Below are 18,717 nucleotides of genomic sequence, written 5' to 3' on the forward strand. Positions count from 1 at the left end.
CTATGCGTGCGGGACGCGACGTAACGCCATCACTCCCCTCGCAGCTTCCTGCCCTGCTCGCGCACCTGCTCCAATGTCGCGCCGGGCGTGCTCGCTTCCTGCGGCATACGGATCTCGATCACGGCCGCGCGTTTCGCTTCCATCGAACGCTGCAACGCCGGCAGAAAATCTTCGGTCCGCTCCACGGTCTCTCCATGCGCGCCGAACGATCTTGCGAACGCCGCGAAGTCCGGATTCGTGAGACCCGTACCGTGCACGCGATTCGGATAGTGTCGTTCCTGATGCATCCGGATCGTGCCAAAGTGGTTGTTGTTCACCACGATAAAGAGCACGTGCAGATCGTATTGCATCGCCGTGGCGAGTTCCTGCGCGGACATCATGAAACAACCGTCACCGGCCAGCGCAACCACCGCGCGTTGCGGGTAAAGCGACTTCGCCGCAATCGCAGCCGGCACGCCGTAGCCCATCGCGCCGCTGGTCGGTGCGAGTTGTGAGCGATAGTGCCGATAGGAAAAATGCCGATGCAGCCACGTTGCGTAGTTGCCCGCGCCGTTGGTGAGGATCGCGTCTTCCGGCAAATGCGCGCGCAATTGCTGGATCACTTCGCCCATTTGCACGTCGCCAGGAATCTGACGTGGTTTGCGCCACTCGAGATACGCTTGATGCGCTTCCTCCGCTGCGCCGTCCCAAGCGAGTTTGCCGGAAGACGGCTTTAGCGCCGCAAGCAGGGCCGCCAGTTCGGGCATGCCGGAGACAATCGGCAAGTCCGCTGCGTAGACGCGGCCTAGTTCTTCTGCACCTTGATGGACGTGCACCAACGTTTGCTTTGTTTTCGGAATATCGAGCAGCGTGTAGCCGTTTGTCGTCGCTTCACCTAGTCGCGGTCCAAGCGTAAGCAGCAGATCCGCATCGCGGATCCGTTGAGCCAGCGCCGGATTGATCCCAAGGCCGACATCACCCGCATAGTTCGGATGCTCGTTGTCGAGCGTGTCCTGAAAGCGGAACGCGAGGCCGATCGGCAATTGCCAATTCTCGACGAAACGTTGCAGGTCGGCGCATGCCTCAGGCGTCCAACCGCTGCCACCGGCAATCACCATCGGCCGTTGCGCGCCTTCCAGCAATCCACGCAACTCGTCCATCTGAGACGCGGACGGCGAGGCAGCAACGCGCTTGTATCTGGGCGCGCCAGTGGCCACTTCGCACGCGTCGCTCAACACATCTTCCGGCAACGACAACACGACCGGCCCCGGACGTCCCGACGTCGCCGTGTGAAACGCGTGGCTCAGATATTCGGGAATGCGCTTCGGATCGTCGATTTGCGCGACCCACTTGGCCATCTGCCCAAACATGCGCCGGTAGTCGATTTCCTGGAAGGCCTCGCGATCGAGATGCTCGCGCGCGCATTGGCCGATCAGCAGGATCATCGGCGTGGAGTCCTGAAACGCGGTGTGCACGCCGATCGAGGCATGCGTCGCGCCCGGTCCACGCGTGACGATCGCGACGCCCGGGCGTCCGGTCAACTTACCGACGGCTTCGGCCATATTCGCGGCCGCCGCTTCATGCCGGCAGACGATAGTCTGGATGTGATCGGTTTCGTCGTGCAGTGAATCGAGCACCGCGAGAAAGCTCTCACCGGGTACACAGAAAACACGTTCGACGCCATGCGTCAGCAAGGCATCGACGACGAGACGTGCGCCGGTAGTTTGGGCATTGGAAGAAGTTTCAGAAGCGAGCGGCATTGCGATGAAGCCTCCAGACAGTGCGTAGGGTGCGGCCGGATGTTGCCGCACCGGCTCAATGATGCCGATGGGCGCTTCAGCAGCTTACGCCGTCAGCGCGTCTGCTGTCACGGCGCAACTCAACCGTTTCCGCGCGGCGTTGCCAATTCGGAAACGAAAACGCGGGCCGTAGCCCGCGTCGTTATCTGCCGTTAAACACCGGCCTCAACACTCCACAATATTCACAGCCAACCCACCGCGCGAGGTTTCCTTGTACTTCGTCTTCATATCCGCGCCGGTCTGCATCATCGTTTTGATCACAGAGTCCAGCGACACGTAATGGGTGCCGTCCCCGCGTAGCGCCATCCGCGCGGCATTCACGGCTTTCACCGAGCCCATCGCATTGCGTTCGATACACGGAATCTGCACCATTCCACCGACCGGATCGCACGTCAGCCCGAGGTTATGCTCCATGCCGATTTCAGCAGCATTCTCGACTTGCTCGGGCGTGCCGCCCATCACCGCCGCGAGCGCACCCGCGGCCATTGAACAGGCCACACCCACTTCACCTTGGCATCCCACTTCCGCACCGGAGATCGACGCGTTCAGCTTATACAGAATGCCGATCGCCGCCGCCGTCAGCAGGAAGTCGATCACGCCCTGCTCGTTCGAGCCCGGCATGAAGCGCGTGTAGTAATGCAGCACGGCCGGAATGATGCCGGCCGCGCCATTGGTCGGGGCTGTGACCACGCGCCCGCCCGCCGCGTTTTCTTCATTGACGGCGATGGCGTAGAGATTGATCCAGTCGACCATCGACAACGGATCGCGGAGCGCCAGCTCAGGATTACTCGACAACGCGCGATACAACTGCGGCGCGCGGCGCTTCACCTGGAACGGACCCGGCAAAGTACCGTCCGCATCCGGATTGTTGATGCCGCACCCGCGCGACACGCACGATTGCATCACGCCCCAGATCTTCAGCAAGCCGGCACGCGTCTCTTCTTCCGTATGCCAGACGCGTTCGTTGTCCCACATCAATTGCGCGATGCTCTTGCCGGTCGATTTGCACAGTGCGAGCAATTCGGTGCCGCTGCGGAACGAATGCGGCAACTGTTCGACGGCGCTCAGCACCTTCGTATTCGGCGCGCCCGCCGTCACCACAAAACCGCCGCCGACCGACAAATACGTCGACTCGCGCAGCGTCTCGCCTTGCGCGTCGAATGCACGCAGTTTCAGGCCGTTCGGATGCTCGGGCAGCGCCTGGCGATAGAACGAAATGTGATCTTTTTGCACGAACGGCACGTCGTGCGTGCCGAGCAAGGCGAGCTTGCGCGAGCTCTTTACCGCATCCAGCCGTTGCGCGATGGTGTCCGGATCGACTGTGTCGGGTGCGTCGCCCATCAGGCCGAGCATCACCCCGCGATCGGTACCGTGACCCTTACCGGTCGCGCCGAGCGAACCGTACAGATCCACTTTCACCGACGCCGTCGCCCCAAGCAGCCCGTCACGTTCGAGCCCTTGCGCGAACATCAGCGCCGCACGCATCGGCCCGACCGTATGCGAACTGGACGGACCAATGCCGATTTTGAAGAGGTCGAACACGCTGACTGCCATTTACTGCTCCTGCTGATAAAAGTAAGTTTAGCGCGCCGGCAGCGGCAAACACACGGCGAGCCACGCGGGTGGCGTCGGTGCGAGCTGCAGCGCGATCGGCGTATAGCGTCCATCCAGACGCGCCGCCAGGTGAAACAGTTCCGTCGCGTTGTTCGGATCCCATTGACCCGAATAGCCGGGTAAGCCGGCCTCACGACGTTTGGCATCGAACGGAACGTTCGAATGCACGAATTCTTCATGCGTTTTGCTGCCGTCCGCGTACGGCGTGAGCCAGTTCAGCGCGCCTGCCAGCGACGCGCCGTTCGCCCCCTTCTCCGGCAACCAGTTGCGATTGTGGCGGCGCGCGGCAAGTGCGGCGGTCACGAGCGGCTGCAGGTCGTAGGTGACGTAGTGCAATGCATCGCGCTCGGAGAAATCCACGGTCGAGCCGTCCGGCGCGATGTTGTCGTCGATATGCTCGTCGAACAGGCGCTGCGCCGCGTTGATCATCTTGCGATTATCCAGCGTGAACGCGGCCATCGCGATCAGCTTGACCCGGTGGCTTTGCCAGTTGTTCCGGAACGTGCCCTTGAGCGGCCGCGGTTGCGCGTCAATCTGTGCGATATAGCCGCTCGCGAGCTTGGTCAGGAACGCCATCGAGGCATTGCGCGTCTTCACCGGCAACGCGCTCGCGGTCATGTCGTAGGCGAGGATCAGGCCTTCGAAACGGGTTTCGTCGATCGGATTGAAACTGGGTTGATAAGTCGTGACCCACGCATACAGCAAGCGGTCGACCAGTTTCAGATAGCGGTCGTCGCTGGTCGCGCGCCAGGCAAGCGCGGCGTCGCGCAGCAGATCCAGATCCTTCTCCGCCTCGACGCTTTGATCGTAGATGCCCTCATGCGGCAGCGTGCCTTCGGTATGCAGTTTCGCCAGCGCATGCGGCGCGTCGTTCAGATGCGCCTGCACATTGCTCACCAGCGCTTTGACACCCGGATCGGCATTCGTGCGCTCGCTGGTTTGCAGCGCGGGCGCTGCACAAAAATTCATCGCGGCCTGCGCCTGCCGCAGCGGCAGCAGCACGGCCGCGCTCGCCAACAGCCATGTACAAGCCTGCTGCCACGTCTGGGCTCGCCTTGCTTCGGTCCGGCTTTGCATCAATCGCACCTTTCGCGCCATGCGAAACTCCTCGTTAGGCTGATTCGGTGTGAGATGTTAGCCGTTTGCGGACCCAAGCGACAGAACCGCGCAACGCCTGCTTACAACCTTGCAGGCGATGCGCGGTTGGCGGCCACGCTTACTCGTAGTCGGCGATCGGCACGCAGGAGCAGAACAGATTGCGGTCGCCGTACACGTTGTCCGCCCGGCCGACCGGCGGCCAGTACTTCTTCGCGATCAGCGTGGGCAGAGGATACGCGGCGGTTTCGCGTGCATACGCATGCTTCCATTCGTTCGCGATGACCACCGCTGCCGTATGCGGCGCGTGCTTGAGCGGATTGTCTTCGCGGTCCGAGCGGCCTTCTTCGACGGCGCGGATTTCCTCGCGAATCGCGATCATCGCTTCGATAAAGCGGTCGAGTTCTTCCTTCGATTCCGATTCGGTCGGCTCGACCATCAGCGTGCCCGGCACCGGGAAGCTCATGGTCGGTGCGTGGAAGCCGTAGTCGGCGAGACGCTTGGCGACGTCGTCGACGGTGATGCCGCTGCTGTCCTTGATCGGGCGCAGATCCAGAATGCACTCGTGCGCGACCAGTCCGCCCGGGCCCGAATACAGCACCGGATAATGCGGCGCGAGTTTGTTCGCGACGTAGTTGGCGTTGAGGATCGCGGTTTCGGTGGCGGCGGTGAGGTTCTTCGCGCCCATCATCGCGATGTACATCCACGAAATCGGCAGGATCGAAGCGGAACCGTACGGTGCGCCCGACACCGCGCCGATACCGTTCGGCGCGCGCTCATAGCCCGATGCGATCTGATTCGGCAGGAATTGCGCGAGATGCGCGCCGACCGCAACCGGACCGACGCCCGGTCCACCGCCGCCGTGCGGAATACAGAAGGTCTTGTGCAGATTCAGGTGCGAGACGTCGCCGCCGAACTGGCCCGGCGCGCACAGGCCGACCATCGCGTTCATGTTCGCGCCGTCCACATACACCTGGCCGCCGTGCGCATGCACGATCTCGCAGATTTCGCGGACGTTCGCCTCGAACACGCCGTGCGTGGACGGGTACGTGATCATGATCGCCGCGAGCTTCTCGGCGTGCAGATCGGCTTTCTTCTGCAGGTCTTCGATATCGACGTTGCCTTGCGCGTCGCAAGCCACCACGACCACCTGCATGCCGGCCATTTGCGCCGACGCCGGGTTCGTGCCGTGCGCCGAAGCGGGAATCAGGCAAACATTGCGATGCGCTTCGCCACGTGACGCGTGGTAAGCGTGAATGATCAACAGACCCGCATACTCACCTTGCGAGCCGGCGTTCGGTTGCAGCGAGACCGCCGCGTAACCCGTTGCCGCGACCAGCATCTCTTCGAGCTGATCGATCATTTCGCGGTAGCCGACGGTTTGCTCAGCCGGTGCGAACGGATGGATCTGGCCGAATTCGGGCCACGTCACCGGCAGCATTTCCGAGGTCGCGTTCAGCTTCATCGTGCACGAGCCGAGCGGGATCATCGAGCGGTCGAGCGCCAGATCCTTGTCCGACAGACTGCGCAGATAGCGCAGCATTTCCGTTTCAGAATGATGACGGTTGAACACGTGATGCGTGAGGTACGCGCTGGTGCGCTCAAGCGCGGCCGGCACCGATGCGGTGTTCGACGCGGCGATCGTGGCGTCGAGCGCGTCGACTTGCGGCACGTCTTTCGCGCCCGCTGCTTCTGCAAACACGGCGAGCAGATCGGCCAGGTCATGGCGCGTTGTGGTTTCGTCGACCGACAGGCCGACTTGCGTGCCGCTCGCGCGGCGCAGGTTGATGCCGCGGGCTTTGGCAGCGTCGTGCAGCGCCTGGGTACGCGCGCCGCTTTCGAACGTCAGCGTGTCGAAGAAAGTTTCGTTGACCAGCGCATAGCCGAGTTGCTTCGCGCCTTCGGCGAGCAATGCGGCGATACGGTTCACCCGCAGTGCGATCGTTTTCAGACCGTGCGGGCCGTGGTAGACCGCGTACATGCTGGCCATGATCGCGAGCAGCGCCTGCGCGGTGCACACGTTCGAGGTCGCTTTCTCACGGCGGATATGTTGTTCACGCGTTTGCAGCGCCAGACGCAGCGCCGGATTGCCTTGCGCGTCGACGGTCACGCCGACGAGACGGCCCGGCATCTGACGCTTGAATTCGTCGCGCACGGCGAGGTAAGCCGCGTGCGGCCCGCCGAAACCGACCGGCACGCCGAAACGCTGCGTGTTGCCCACGGCCACGTCCGCGCCCCATTCGCCCGGCGGCGTCAGAACGGTCAGCGCGAGCAGGTCGGCGGCGACCACCACGTGGCCGCCCGCTGCGTGGATTGCATCAGCGAGTGCGCGGTAGTCGCGCACGTCGCCGTTCACGCCCGGGTATTGCAGCAGCACGCCGAATGCATTCGCGTTCGCGGCGTCCGCAGCCGGGCCCACCTTCACTTCGATGCCAACCGGCGTGGCGCGCGTTTTTACGACTTCGATGGTTTGCGGCAGCACGTCGTCGGCAACGTAGAACACGTTCGACTTCGGCTTGCCGACGCGTTGCAGCAGCGTCATCGCTTCGGCGGCAGCGGTGGCTTCGTCGAGCAGCGAGGCGTTCGAGATCGCCAGACCCGTCAGGTCGACGATCATCTGTTGGAAATTAAGCAACGCTTCCAGACGACCCTGCGAAATTTCCGGCTGATACGGTGTGTACGCGGTGTACCACGCCGGATTTTCGAGCACGTTACGCAGGATCACCGCCGGGGTGTGCGCGTTGTAGTAGCCCTGCCCGATGTACGAGCGGAACACCTGGTTCTTGTCCGCCAACTCACGCAGCGCGGCGAGCGCTTCTGCCTCGCTCTTCGGCTGCACGAAGGGGCCGAGCGGCAGGGCTTCGGCACGGCGGATCGTCTTCGGAATGACGGCGTCGATCAGGGCGGCGCGCGACGCGAAGCCGAGGGCTTCGAGCATCGCCTGCTGGTCGGCCGAATCCGGGCCGATGTGCCGTTCAGCGAAGGCATCATGCACTTCGAGCGCGGCGAGCGAGAGAGGAGTGCGGTTCATCAGACGATCCGGGTGTTCGAGCTTCATGAGGTGTTCCTGCCGGTGCGGGCGTCCGTTCGACGATTGAATCGGACGCGCCGCGCCTGTCGGGTTTAAACGTAATGGTGCAACGTGCGGCGAATCAGGCGCCGATCGCCTTGGAGTACGCGTCCGCGTCGATCAGGCGATCCAGCGAAGCGCCCGCAGCCGGCTTGATCTTGAAGAGCCAGTTGTCGTACGGCGCGCTGTTGACGCCGTCCGGCGTGTCGGCGACGGCCGGGTTCGCTTCGATGATTTCGCCCGCGACCGGTGCGTAGATATCGGAGGCGGCTTTCACCGACTCGATCACGGCGACGGTGTCGCCAGCGTCGACGGTCTTGCCCAGTTCCTGGACTTCGAAGAAGACGATGTCGCCGAGCGCTTCCTGCGCGTGGTCGGTGATGCCGACCGTCAGCGTGCCGTCCGCTTCGGTGCGGACCCACTCGTGCGATTCGGTGTATTTCAGATCGGCCGGGATGCTCATCGGATGCTCCTATGCGGTGTGATTCGTTAAAAACTCAAAAGTGGACTGACGTACGCGCCGGCTGCTTAAACTGCGAGCACCTTGCCGTTGCGCACGAACGGCAGTTTTACCACGCTTGCAGGGACGTTTTTGTCACGAATCTGGACGTGAACGGTGTCGCCCGGCTGCACGCCTTTCGGCACGCGCGCAAAGGCGATCGATTCCTGCATCGTGGGGGAAAAAGTGCCGCTGGTGATTTCGCCATCGCCGTGCGGCGTGACGACTTTCTGGTGGGCGCGCAGCACGCCTGCCGCCTTGCCGTTTTCCTTCAGCAGGATCAGACCGACGAACGCGGCCTGCGAGCCGTTGGCTTCGAGCTTGCCCTTGCCGACGAAGTCGCGCGGCGAGGTGAGGTCGACGGTCCAGGCGAGGCCGGCGTCGAGCGGCGAGACGGTGTCGTCCATATCCTGGCCGTACAGGTTCATGCCGGCTTCGAGGCGCAGCGTGTCGCGCGCGCCAAGACCCGCCGGGCGCACGCCTTGCGTTTGCAGCGCGTTCCAGAGCGCTGCGACGTGATCCGCCGGGACGATGATTTCGAAGCCGTCTTCGCCGGTGTAGCCGGTGCGGGCGACGGTGAGTTCGCCGAACGGCGTCTCTTCGACGCGCGCGGCGTTGAACGGCTTCAGGCTTTCAGTGGCGGCGCGCGCGGCAGGCACGGTTTGCCAGACTTTCTCGCGCGCGTTCGGACCTTGCACGGCGACGATCGCATAGTCGCGGCGCGGCGTGATGGTCAGGCCGAAGCTGCCTTCGGCGTTGAGCTGGCCGAACCAGGCAATATCTTTATCGGCGGTGCCGGCATTGACGACCACGCGGAAGTGATCTTCGCCGAAGTAATAGACGATCAGATCGTCGATCACGCCGCCATTCGGGTTCAACAGGCAGGAATAGAGCGCGCGGCCCGGCGTTTGCAGCTTGGCGACGTTATTGGCCAGCGCGTGTTCGAAGAAGGCGCGTACGCGCTCGCCGGTGAAATCGACGACGCACATGTGCGAGACGTCGAACATGCCGGCGTCGGTGCGCACGGCGCGGTGTTCGTCGATCTGCGAGCCGTAGTTGACGGGCATGTCCCAGCCGCCGAAATCGACCATACGGGCGTTGAGCGCACGATGGGTGGCGTTGAGCGGGGTGTGTTTGAGTTCGGTCATGGGGCCTCAGGCGTCTCGCGAAACAAAAAGGCCATGCGGCGCTACGCCTCGCGGCCTGCCGGCTGCGAGCGATTGCATTGCATGACCCCTCTGTCCTCGATACCTGAGAGATTGCGCTACCGAGCGATGTTGAAGCCGTGATCGCTACGGTGAAACGCGCGCCCCTTCGGTGGGCAGCTTGCCAGAATCCGCTCGATGTACGTTCAAGGTACGCGATGCAGACGGCTACTGCCGCTCTCCAGAGTGCGAAAAACCGATGTCCTGGTGCTGCCTTGACACGGGTTTTTCGACGCGGCCGGTCCTTTTGCCTGAGAGTTTGTGGGTGTGCCCCTTCGGCGGCGCGGTCTGCGATTTTCTGCGGCCAGCGCGCTCTCCCGACGCGTGCGGCGAATGTACGCGAGGGCCGGGGGCTTGTCAAATAAAGGCCCGCAACGGGCACGGGGCGCTGCGCTGCGGGCCCATTGAAATCAAAAAAAAGCGCGGGACGTAGTGCCCGCGCTTTTTTCTTCAGTGCCGGAACCGGCGCGATTATTCGCCGATGGCGTGTGCCGCGTTGTCCAGTTCCTGGTTCAGCACGCGCTGTTCGTCGCCGGACAGGCCGCCGCCGTGTTGCGCGGCCATGTCGTGCGCTTCCTGACGGATCACGTCGAGGCGGTGATGCAACGCGCCGCCTTGCGGGGGCGGGTAGTAGCCTTGGTTGACGTGAGCGTCAATGCGGCGGCTCAGGTTGTCAATACGGCCATTAACCTGGTTGAAGCGCTGATCCGCGATTTGCTGCGGATTAGGGCGCGGCGCCGGCGCGGGTTGCTGGGGAGCCACCACGCAGGCGGCGAGAGAGCTAAGCAAAGCGCATGCTGCTAGTGCGCGGACGATACGGGGCATGGACTCTCCGGAAGTCGTTGTCGTTTTGTGTAGTGCTACTGGGGTAGCAACGGCTTGCCGGGGATTTGCGCTGACCGCAAAGACCGGGTTATTTGTAACGTTATGTTCCTTTCGGGGTTGTCAGGATTTCTGCGCAGGGCGACGGCAATGTTTGCGTGCCGCCGCCAAACAACCCAAAAGGCCGGAAAGCGCTCCGTAGCGTAGGCAAAAAATCAGCGAATGCGCTCAAAAGGCAAGCGGACACCTTCTTCCGAGCTCCGGGCGGCAAGCTCGAGGATCGTCATCACGTCGACCGCATCCTGAGCGCTGACAGGAAACTTCACGCCGTTCTGAATGGCATCCGCCAAAGCAATATAGAAGCCGACGTAATCTCCGTTGCGCGTTGGCACCTCCCGCTCCACTTCCTGATCGCCTTCGAGCACGCGCAGCACGCCCGCCGCATTGCCGGCGCCGAACCCCTCGTCGCCAGGCCGCAAGCCGGCTTTCAGCTGATCTTCCTGGGTGTCGAGCCCGTATTTCACATAGCTCCCGCGCGTGCCGTGAATCGTAAACCTCGGTGCCACCAGCGCGGTCAACGCGCTTGCATGCAACACCACTTCAAATTCACCGTATCCCAACTGAATATGGACGTAGTCCGGCGCGCTAGCCTGGTCGCGATGCGTGCGAACCGTCGCGGACACGGTTTGCGGGGCGCCGAAGAGCGCCAAGGCCTGATCGATCAGGTGCGGTCCGAGGTCGAACAGCAAACCGCCGCCGCGCGAAGCCTCCTCGCGCCAACGCTGCCGAACCTCCGGGCGGAAACGGTCGAAATGGGACTCGTATTGTGTGATGCGGCCCAACTCGCCGTTAGCCAGCAGATCCTGGACGGTCAGAAAATCACCGTCCCAGCGCCGGTTATGAAAGGGCACGAACCGCTTGCTCCGCGCGAGTGCAATGTTGGCGAGCGTGTGGGCATCCGCGGCGCTCAGCGTGACCGGCTTGTCGACCACCACGTGCTTGCCCGCTTCCAGCGTGCGACGCGCCAGGTCGAAGTGCGTGTCATTGGGCGTCGCGATAACGACACAGTCGATTTCCTCCAGCGCCAGCAGTGCGTCCAGATCGGCCACCACCTTGGTATGCGGATAATCGGCCAGCGCGTGCTCGGGCTGACTCGTCGCGATGGCCGCGACGCTTGCTCGCCCGCAGTGCTCGATCACCGGCGCATGAAAGGTTGCGCCTGCAAAACCGTAACCCATCAATCCAATCTTCAGCGATGCGGACATGCGTGTCTTCCTGCAAAAACGGCGCGCCGTTTTGCCACCCTGGCGACGGCGCGCAACACTGTAATTGTGGCATGTCCCGAAGGCGGGCTGTCAGGGTTGTCGCGGGCGCATGTCAGGGATATCTGTCATCACGCCGTTCAAGCCAAGCGAGGCCCCGGCGCTGACTGGGCGCCGGGGCCAGGGCCGCCGGGCGCAGCGTGCCCGTTGCACTCGTCCGTTTCCAGTTCGCCGCATTCATCCGCGTCATTTATCCGTGTTAACATCGCTCCTCTCGCGCGCAAGCGTGGCGAGCCGGAACCCGCGGTACACGCGGCGCCGTTCCGGCTACCAGCCCCGCGCAGCATGCCCCCGGGCCTTCGGTCTCGCGATTCCGCACCTAAGCGCCCTCAACCGCATTACCCATCCACAGACGATGTCCGCAGGCCTGAACCCCGCTCAAAATGAAGCGGTCCGTTATCTTGACGGTCCGTGTCTCGTGCTCGCCGGCGCAGGCAGCGGCAAGACGCGCGTGATCACGCAGAAAATCGCGCACCTGATCGAGGCCAAAGGCTTCGAGCCGCGCCATATCGCCGCCGTCACGTTCACCAACAAGGCCGCGTTGGAAATGCGCGAGCGCGTGGGCAAGCTGCTTGAGGGCAAGACGCTCACCACGCCCGGCAAGGAAGGCCGCAAGGTGCCCGTCAACCAGTTGACGGTGTGTACCTTCCACTCGCTCGGCGTGCAGATTCTGCGGCAGGAAGCGGAACACGTCGGTCTCAAGCCGCAGTTCTCGATCATGGATTCGGATGACTGCTTCGGCATGATCCAGGAGCAGGTCGGCTCGACGGACAAGGGCTTCATCCGCAAGATCCAGTCGATCATTTCGCTGTGGAAGAACGGCATGATCATGCCGGAACAGGCCATCGCGATCGCCGCGAACGAAGACGAACACCAGGCCGCGATCGTCTACCGCAATTACGTGGCGACGCTGCATGCTTATCAGGCGGTCGATTTCGACGATCTGATCCGTTTGCCCGCCGAACTCTTCGAGAAGAACGAGCAGGTGCGCGATCGCTGGCAGAACAAGCTGCGCTACCTGCTGATCGACGAGTATCAGGACACCAACGCGTGCCAGTACGAACTGGTGAAGCTGCTGGCCGGTAAGCGCGCGGCGTTCACGGCGGTCGGCGACGACGATCAGGCAATCTATGGCTGGCGCGGCGCGACACTCGAAAACCTCGGGCAGCTCAGCAAGGACTTTCCGAAGCTGCATCTGATCAAGCTCGAACAGAACTACCGTTCGACGGTGCGCATTCTCACCGCCGCGAACAATGTGATCGCGAACAACCCGAAGCTGTTCGAAAAGAAGCTGTGGTCCGAACACGGCATGGGCGACACGATCACCGTCACGCCTTGTAACGACGAGGAGCACGAGGCCGAGTCGGTGGTGTTCCGTTTGTCCGCGCACAAGTTTGAGCGGCGCGCGAATTTCCGTGACTACGCGATCCTGTATCGCGGCAACTTCCAGGCGCGCATCTTCGAACAGGTACTGCGTCGCGAGCGGATTCCGTATGTGCTGTCGGGCGGCCAGTCGTTCTTCGACAAAGCCGAGATCAAGGACATCTGCGCCTATTTGCGCCTGATCGCCAACGCCAACGACGACCCCGCGTTCATCCGCGCGATTACCACGCCGCGCCGCGGCGTCGGCAATACGACGCTCGAAGCGCTCGGCTCGTTTGCGGGTCAGGCGAAGGTGTCGCTATTCGAAGCGGTCTACATGGGCGGCATCGAGGCCCGCTTGTCGCCGCGTCAGATCGAACCGATGCGCGTGTTCTGCGACTTCATGCAGCGTCTCACCGACCGGGCCGAGAAGGACGCCGCCGGCCCGCTGCTCGACGAGCTGATGGACGCGATCCACTACGAAGCCTATCTGTACGACGCGTTCGACGAGCGTCAGGCGCAGTCCAAGTGGCAGAACGTGCTCGAGTTCATGGAGTGGCTCAAGCGCAAAGGCACCAAGGCTGAGCCCGAGGGTTCGGAGAAGAGCGAGGCCACGGGCTACGACACGGCCGACGGCCTCGGCGACACCGGCAAGAATCTGCTCGGTCTGATCCAGACCGTGGCGCTGATGTCGATGCTCGAAGGCCGTGAGGAAGATCCGGACGCGGTACGGCTCTCGACCGTGCACGCATCGAAGGGATTGGAGTATCCGCACGTGTTTCTGGTGGGCGTTGAGGAAGGCATCATGCCGCACCGTGGCGGCCCCGACGACGAGCCCATCGACGACGCGCGCATCGAGGAAGAGCGGCGTCTGATGTATGTTGCGATCACGCGGGCGCAGCGCAGCCTGCATCTGAATTGGTGCAAGAAGCGCAAGCGCGCGCGCGAAACCGTGGTGTGCGAGCCGTCGCGCTTCATCCCCGAGATGCTGCTCGACGACGCGCCGCCGCCGACGCCCGAAGAAGCGCCGATGTCGCCGAAAGACCGGCTCGCGAGTTTGAAGGCGCTGCTGCAGAAGCCTTGAACGTAGTAGGGATGCAAAACCCCGCGTGCGGCAGGTGCATCGGCGGTTTTTCTGCGTACGCAGGCTACAGTGGCACGGCCCGTCGACTGGAAACCAGGCGGGCGCCAACCGGAGACCGCCCGCATGCCCACGCCGTCGCTCGCGCAGTATCGCCGCGCGCTCGAAACCTACATCGACGCGAAAGACAACACGCGTGCTGAGCGTATCGCCGAGGCCTTTGCCGCGAATGCTGTTCTCACTATTTCGCTTGCTACGTCGACTATCGCGTTTCCGGCGCGCACAGTCGGCGCCGATGCGATCGCGAAAACGCTCGTCACCGATTTCGGTGCCCAATACACACAGTGCCGTACCTACTACGTGGGCGATTCGCTCGCGGTGAATGACGGCACGATCGACGCGTTGCCCTGGCTGGTGGTGATGCGCGAACGGGGAACCGGCGCAGTGCGCGTCGGCCACGGGGTGTACCGGTGGAGTTTCGACGCGACGCCGGCCGTCACGGGGTTCCATATCCACATTGCACGCATGGACGTCGTGCCGGACGTTGACGGCACATTGCTCGAAGCGTTGCAAGATGGGTTGAGCTACCCGTGGCTCGCGCCTGCCGACTTGCACGCGCATTTCACGTCGCTCGCTCGCAGCGAGCCCGGGTTGGCGTTCGTCGAGGCGTTCAGCCGCCCCGCGGTGGCGCCGGCCGGTACCTGACCTGGGGGCGCATCGAGCGCTTGCACATGAATAATCCCTGCCCGTGTCGCCACGGTACAGGGATTTTTTTGGTCTGCGGTAACTGCAGGAAGCAGTCCTGGAAGCGCCTTATTTCGCCGCGCTGACCATGTAGTCGACGGCGGCCTTCACGTCCGCATCGGAGGCAGTCGAGCCGCCTTTGGGTGGCATCGCGCCCTTGCCGTGCAGTGCGTAGTTGTAGACCGTGTCCATCGAGTCTTTCAGGCGCGGCGCCCATGCGTCCTTGTCGCCGAACTTCGGTGCGTTCAGCACGCCGGCCGCGTGACACGCCTGGCAAACCTGCTGATACAGCGCCTTGCCGGCTTGCGAGGCGTCCGCGCTTTGCGCTCCGCCTGCTGCCGGTGCGGCCGCTTGCGGCACGCTTGCCATGGCTGCCAACGCGGCGGCCGCTTGTGCTGCGCCGGCGTCCGAAGCACCCGCCGGTGCTGCCGCAGCGGCGCCGGACGCGGCGGCTGCCGCTCCCGCTGCCGGTTGCGCCGGTTCAGGGAAGCTCGCGCCGGAATTGTTCGCCATGTAGACCACCGCGCGGGCGATTTCGAAGTCGCTGTAATCGTCCGGGCTGGTGCCGCCGCGTGGGGGCATCGCGCCCTTGCCGGCGAGCGCCGTGTGCCACAGCGTGTCGAAGCCCTGCGAAATGCGCGGGGCCCAGTCGGCGGCATTGGTGAATTTCGGTGCGCCTGCCGCACCCGCCGCGTGACACGCGGAGCAAACGGCCTTGTAGACCTCTTCGCCGGTCTTGTAGACGCGCGGTGCATTGGCGTCGCGAATGTCGACTTGCGCGAGCGGCTTGATGCGCGCGCTGACCTCGGCTTCGGAAAGGCTATCGGTTCCGGCGCCAGTGCGCGTCGAATTATCGACGTAGATCACTAGCAGAACGATGATGACGATCGGTACCGCAAAACTGGCAATGATCGCGGCAATGAGCTGCCCGGGGGTTTTGATTGGGGCTCCGTGTGGTGCTTCGCTCATGCTTGTCTCGTCTCCGTGGGTATGTGAGCGGTACAGCGTGACGGCAACTTCTAGTTCTTGATTCAGCCACGGACGATTATAGACGGAACATTTCAGCGGCGGCGAGGGGCGCGGCGAGGTTGTTCAGCAGGCGTTTACCCGCACCGTAGGGCATGGCAGGTGCAGCCTGGAAGGTGTGGCGCAGGGTCCCGATCCCGCCATATAGGCCGTCCGGTGGACGGTTTGGCCGAAACCGGGTATTCTCTCGGTCTCACTTTGGCGTCGCTCCTGTTCAGGTTGCCGCGCTCTCGTGTTGAAGCGCCCGTAGCTCAATGGATAGAGTACTGCCCTCCGAAGGCAGGGGTTGCTGGTTCGATCCCAGCCGGGCGCACCATCTGGTTTTCCGTAGAAATCCCCTGAAATCCTGAAGACCCTTGCCAAATAAGGCGTTGCGGGAAATTTGCGTCCGGGGAAAGCCGAGCGGATCCTGGAAAATCCGGCGGTTGCATGTGCTAGGCGGTGCACCCTAAATTTTGGTTTTCCTCGATTTTAATTCTGGAGTACATCATGGGATACCTGTGATGACTTCGTTGGGCATGCCGGCCTCGAAGTAGTTTCGGAAGAAGTCAGCGTCGGCTTCAACATCCAGGTTTGACTCCGAAGGCGCGTCACCCGCTCAGCAAACCTTGCTTGCCTTTGGCCAACCTCGTTCGGATTTCGGCAACGGAGTGCAGAGTTGCCAGCTTCCATCCCTCAGGCAACATCGTTCCCCCCCTTCCCACTCTTGCGTCGGCCGCTGATCTGTTTCTCCACCTGCTCCAGTTCACGCATCTCCGCCTGATCTGCCTCTAGTGCTTCAGCCCGGCGCCGTGCCGCATCGAAAGCCTCATAGCGTTCGTGCGCGATGGTGGTCATGGCCTGGTGGCTCATTCGGCCTAGGCCCTGCAGCACAGCCTGCTCGTTGAAAGTCATGAAGCTATCGACATAGGTCCGCCAGTCGGCCATGCGGAGATCCTTGCGCTGCATGGAGCGCAGCTCGGCGAAGTCCAGGAACATGCTGACGATGCGGTTGAGCTGGTCCAGCTCCTCGGCATTGAGGTAGTTCTTGGCCACCGTCACGTCACTCTTGCGCACGCGCCCACCTTTCCACGAGGTGAGCGCCATGTTGGGCTCGGCCGGGTCCGCGCGTTGAACGATCAGTTCGGCCGCCGTCTTGCCTGTTACGGCGAAGAACATCTTGTTCTGAACGTCTGCGAAGAAAAGGCCGGTGGCATGCCCGTCGTCGGCATAGTCCACCGAGAGGGCAAACAGATCGCGCACCTTTTGGTAGAAGCGCTTTTCCGACGAGCGTATGTCGCGGATGCGCTGTAGGAGCTCGTCAAAGTAGTCCCAGCGGTCACCGTTCTTGAGGCGCTCGTCATCCATGACGAAGCCCTTGACCAGGTACTCTTTGAGGTTGGCGGTTGCCCACTGACGGAACTGGGTGCCGCGCGGTGACTTCACCCGGTAGCCGATGGCCAGGATCATGTCGAGGTTATAGAACTTGACCGTGCGACGCACCTGCCGGGGGCCCTCCATTTGAACTATTAAGTCATTTTTAATAGTTCGAATTTCGGTCAACTCATGCTCATCCAGCACGTTCTTGATGTGAATATTGATGTTTGGGATGGAGGTCTGGAACAGTTCGGCCAGTTCGGCCTGGGTCAGCCAGACGCTGCCATTCTCGGCGCGCAGGAAGAACTGGGCTGCCCCATCTTCGGTTGCGTACAGCACCAGCTCTGCGTGAGATCTGGATTCACTCATAGCCGAGTTCCTTCAGGTAAGGCCGGCGACTTGATACGCAGCAGAAAGAAGTTTGGAGAGCAGACCGTGGGCTTGGGCACTTCCCTCAGGCAGACGGCGTAATTGCGGGCGCCACGGGCGATGAAGACCACGTCGCCGGGCGTCAGCCACTGAACCGACTTCGTCGTGTCCACCTCTGTACACACCAAGCCATCCCAAGCGACTTCGCCCGCTGGGCTCAGGTCTCGCGTCTGTAATGCGTAAGCGTTTCCCTCCTCCGCAAGAGGAACACTGCCCCGAAAAGGGTGGCCGGCTTGGACATCGACGAGGTTCTTGAGTATCTGGTTCAAATTGCATCAATCCGATTGATGCGAGATTGTGCTTGCGCTTGGTCACGGCTGCAACTGCCATGCCGAATCGAACGCATCATTGAGATTGATGCAAAGTCGTTAAAGGGCTGAGCATGAAAGAGTACGAGGTGAACTGCGTGAACAAGCCGAACCGCTAGTGGCACGGCGCGTATGCACATCAAGTCAAAGAAACTCCACTAGGCGTGTGACAAGAACCCAGTGGAACAACCGATTATATGGAGGGCCGCAATCACGGCCCTTCATCGCGCCTGTCACCCGAGAAATGGCCTGATGGTCAGTCGGGCGTAACGGTAGTCAATACTGAAACTGACACGATCGCCGGGTTTGAATCCGGCGGAAGCGAGCCATCGGTCGGCAAGTTCCATCCAAGGGAAATACGGCTGCCCGTCTGGTGCCATCGGCCCCGGATCAGGGGTATTTTGCAGGAAGCCGCTGCGGTGCTCGTACTCCGGCTGACGAGGTTTACGGGGTTTGCGTGGTTGTGCTTTAAGATTGGCGTTAGCCATGATCAACTCCCTCTATGAGTTGGTGGTGGTTAGCGGGCGGTGAGTGTTGGCGCACCCATTGCCCGCGCTTCTTCTACATCTACGTCTACTCCATGACTCGCTATCGTTGGCGGCTCATAACCTTCTGAACCTGCGTTTTTCTGACGAAACTATCTATCACCAGAATCAACGCCTGCTGCTCCGCGTCGGGCAAGCTATCCACCTGTTGGCAGAGATTAAATAACTCATGATTGTGAATCTTGAGTTCCGCTGGAGCGGCCGTTCGCCCTGCAAGTTCATCGAGCGTGATTTGAAAGATGTCGGCGATCCGCACGACGGTATCGAACTGCGGCGTTGCAAGACCGCGTTCCCATCGGTTATAGACACGAGGGTTCACTTCAAGCAACTCCGCGAGTCGCAACTGGGTCATCTTTCGTGCGAAGCGCAACAGACGAAGTCGTTCAGCAAAGACAGACATATCAACGCATTCCAATGAAAAAGAGATTCGGCCGTTCTAGGTTCCCTTTTGTTTAGCTTGC

14 protein-coding genes, 1 tRNA gene and 2 riboswitches are annotated in these 18,717 nt (G+C 62.3%); of the genes, 3 read left to right on the forward strand and 12 right to left on the reverse strand.

The features are described from left to right. Positions 1–29: 29 nt before the first annotated feature. The 8 genes from PQR67_RS29900 to PQR67_RS29935 all read right to left on the reverse strand — a co-directional run bounded on the left by PQR67_RS29900 (position 30) and on the right by PQR67_RS29935 (position 11,348). Complete coding sequence (locus PQR67_RS29900) at positions 30–1,739, reverse strand: thiamine pyrophosphate-binding protein (protein ID WP_408466424.1); 1,710 nt, start codon at positions 1,737–1,739, stop codon at positions 30–32. Positions 1,740–1,943: 204 nt separating this feature from the next. After that, the gene (locus tag PQR67_RS29905; protein WP_408466425.1) at positions 1,944–3,332 is read right to left on the reverse strand and encodes an L-serine ammonia-lyase; all 1,389 of its coding nucleotides are present in this window, start codon (positions 3,330–3,332) and stop codon (positions 1,944–1,946) included. Positions 3,333–3,359: 27 nt separating this feature from the next. Continuing rightward, positions 3,360–4,490 carry an alginate lyase family protein gene (locus tag PQR67_RS29910; protein WP_408466426.1) on the reverse strand — a complete coding sequence of 377 codons (1,131 nt, stop codon included), beginning with the start codon at positions 4,488–4,490 and terminating at the stop codon, positions 3,360–3,362. A gap of 118 nt (positions 4,491–4,608) precedes the next feature. Next, positions 4,609–7,545: an aminomethyl-transferring glycine dehydrogenase gene (gene gcvP / locus PQR67_RS29915; protein ID WP_408466427.1), complete on the reverse strand. Its 2,937-nt coding sequence runs from the start codon at positions 7,543–7,545 to the stop codon at positions 4,609–4,611. Between the two features lie 94 nt (positions 7,546–7,639). Next, positions 7,640–8,020, reverse strand: coding sequence for a glycine cleavage system protein GcvH (gene gcvH / locus PQR67_RS29920; protein ID WP_408466428.1), 381 nt, complete (start codon positions 8,018–8,020; stop codon positions 7,640–7,642). 65 nt (positions 8,021–8,085) lie between these two features. Continuing rightward, on the reverse strand, positions 8,086–9,204 hold the full coding sequence (gene gcvT, locus PQR67_RS29925) for a glycine cleavage system aminomethyltransferase GcvT (protein WP_408466429.1): 1,119 nt from the start codon (positions 9,202–9,204) through the stop codon (positions 8,086–8,088). A gap of 80 nt (positions 9,205–9,284) precedes the next feature. After that, positions 9,285–9,456, reverse strand: a riboswitch (glycine riboswitch). A 33-nt stretch (positions 9,457–9,489) separates the two neighbouring features. Next, positions 9,490–9,591, reverse strand: a riboswitch (glycine riboswitch). A gap of 141 nt (positions 9,592–9,732) precedes the next feature. Further along, on the reverse strand, positions 9,733–10,086 hold the full coding sequence (locus tag PQR67_RS29930; RefSeq protein WP_408466430.1) for a hypothetical protein: 354 nt from the start codon (positions 10,084–10,086) through the stop codon (positions 9,733–9,735). A gap of 212 nt (positions 10,087–10,298) precedes the next feature. Next, complete coding sequence (locus PQR67_RS29935; RefSeq protein ID WP_408466431.1) at positions 10,299–11,348, reverse strand: oxidoreductase; 1,050 nt, start codon at positions 11,346–11,348, stop codon at positions 10,299–10,301. Between the two features lie 412 nt (positions 11,349–11,760). Here PQR67_RS29935 and PQR67_RS29940 point away from each other — a divergent pair, with 412 nt between their 5' ends. Together PQR67_RS29940 and PQR67_RS29945 are read left to right on the forward strand one after the other, a co-directional pair. Beyond that, entirely contained in the window at positions 11,761–13,851 is a 2,091-nt protein-coding gene (locus tag PQR67_RS29940) for a UvrD-helicase domain-containing protein (protein ID WP_153137962.1), read from the forward strand. Positions 13,852–13,974: 123 nt separating this feature from the next. Beyond that, positions 13,975–14,553, forward strand: a complete 579-nt coding sequence (locus PQR67_RS29945) for a hypothetical protein (RefSeq protein WP_408466432.1) — start codon at positions 13,975–13,977, stop codon at positions 14,551–14,553. Positions 14,554–14,661: 108 nt separating this feature from the next. On the opposite strand, the gene PQR67_RS29950 is transcribed toward PQR67_RS29945, so the two are convergent. Further along, positions 14,662–15,561: a c-type cytochrome gene (locus tag PQR67_RS29950; protein ID WP_408466433.1), complete on the reverse strand. Its 900-nt coding sequence runs from the start codon at positions 15,559–15,561 to the stop codon at positions 14,662–14,664. Between the two features lie 297 nt (positions 15,562–15,858). Between PQR67_RS29950 and PQR67_RS29955 the strand changes: the two genes are divergently transcribed. Continuing rightward, positions 15,859–15,934: transfer RNA gene (locus PQR67_RS29955), tRNA-Arg, on the forward strand. 359 nt (positions 15,935–16,293) lie between these two features. Here the strand turns inward: PQR67_RS29955 and PQR67_RS29960 are convergent. The 3 genes from PQR67_RS29960 to PQR67_RS29970 form a co-directional block, all read right to left on the reverse strand. After that, positions 16,294–17,343 carry a virulence RhuM family protein gene (locus tag PQR67_RS29960; protein WP_408466434.1) on the reverse strand — a complete coding sequence of 350 codons (1,050 nt, stop codon included), beginning with the start codon at positions 17,341–17,343 and terminating at the stop codon, positions 16,294–16,296. Positions 17,344–17,944: 601 nt separating this feature from the next. Further along, positions 17,945–18,199 (reverse strand): SymE family type I addiction module toxin, encoded by a 255-nt coding sequence (locus tag PQR67_RS29965; RefSeq protein ID WP_408466435.1) that lies wholly within the window; start codon positions 18,197–18,199, stop codon positions 17,945–17,947. A 100-nt stretch (positions 18,200–18,299) separates the two neighbouring features. After that, positions 18,300–18,656, reverse strand: a complete 357-nt coding sequence (locus tag PQR67_RS29970) for a helix-turn-helix domain-containing protein (protein WP_408466436.1) — start codon at positions 18,654–18,656, stop codon at positions 18,300–18,302. Positions 18,657–18,717 lie beyond the last annotated feature (61 nt).

Source organism: Paraburkholderia fungorum (assembly GCF_046026025.1).
GTDB lineage: Bacteria > Pseudomonadota > Gammaproteobacteria > Burkholderiales > Burkholderiaceae > Paraburkholderia > Paraburkholderia fungorum_E.

Bases quoted from the DNA above. Each gene is read 5' to 3' on its own strand.
- PQR67_RS29900 (WP_408466424.1), bottom strand. From the start codon at position 1,739: ATGCCGCTCGCTTCTGAAACTTCTTCCAATGCCCAAACTACCGGCGCA.
- PQR67_RS29905 (WP_408466425.1), bottom strand. From the start codon at position 3,332: ATGGCAGTCAGCGTGTTCGACCTCTTCAAAATCGGCATTGGTCCGTCC.
- PQR67_RS29910 (WP_408466426.1), bottom strand. From the start codon at position 4,490: ATGGCGCGAAAGGTGCGATTGATGCAAAGCCGGACCGAAGCAAGGCGA.
- gcvP (WP_408466427.1), bottom strand. From the start codon at position 7,545: ATGAAGCTCGAACACCCGGATCGTCTGATGAACCGCACTCCTCTCTCG.
- gcvH (WP_408466428.1), bottom strand. From the start codon at position 8,020: ATGAGCATCCCGGCCGATCTGAAATACACCGAATCGCACGAGTGGGTC.
- gcvT (WP_408466429.1), bottom strand. From the start codon at position 9,204: ATGACCGAACTCAAACACACCCCGCTCAACGCCACCCATCGTGCGCTC.
- PQR67_RS29930 (WP_408466430.1), bottom strand. From the start codon at position 10,086: ATGCCCCGTATCGTCCGCGCACTAGCAGCATGCGCTTTGCTTAGCTCT.
- PQR67_RS29935 (WP_408466431.1), bottom strand. From the start codon at position 11,348: ATGTCCGCATCGCTGAAGATTGGATTGATGGGTTACGGTTTTGCAGGC.
- PQR67_RS29940 (WP_153137962.1), top strand. From the start codon at position 11,761: ATGTCCGCAGGCCTGAACCCCGCTCAAAATGAAGCGGTCCGTTATCTT.
- PQR67_RS29945 (WP_408466432.1), top strand. From the start codon at position 13,975: ATGCCCACGCCGTCGCTCGCGCAGTATCGCCGCGCGCTCGAAACCTAC.
- PQR67_RS29950 (WP_408466433.1), bottom strand. From the start codon at position 15,561: ATGAGCGAAGCACCACACGGAGCCCCAATCAAAACCCCCGGGCAGCTC.
- PQR67_RS29960 (WP_408466434.1), bottom strand. From the start codon at position 17,343: ATGAGTGAATCCAGATCTCACGCAGAGCTGGTGCTGTACGCAACCGAA.
- PQR67_RS29965 (WP_408466435.1), bottom strand. From the start codon at position 18,199: ATGGCTAACGCCAATCTTAAAGCACAACCACGCAAACCCCGTAAACCT.
- PQR67_RS29970 (WP_408466436.1), bottom strand. From the start codon at position 18,656: ATGTCTGTCTTTGCTGAACGACTTCGTCTGTTGCGCTTCGCACGAAAG.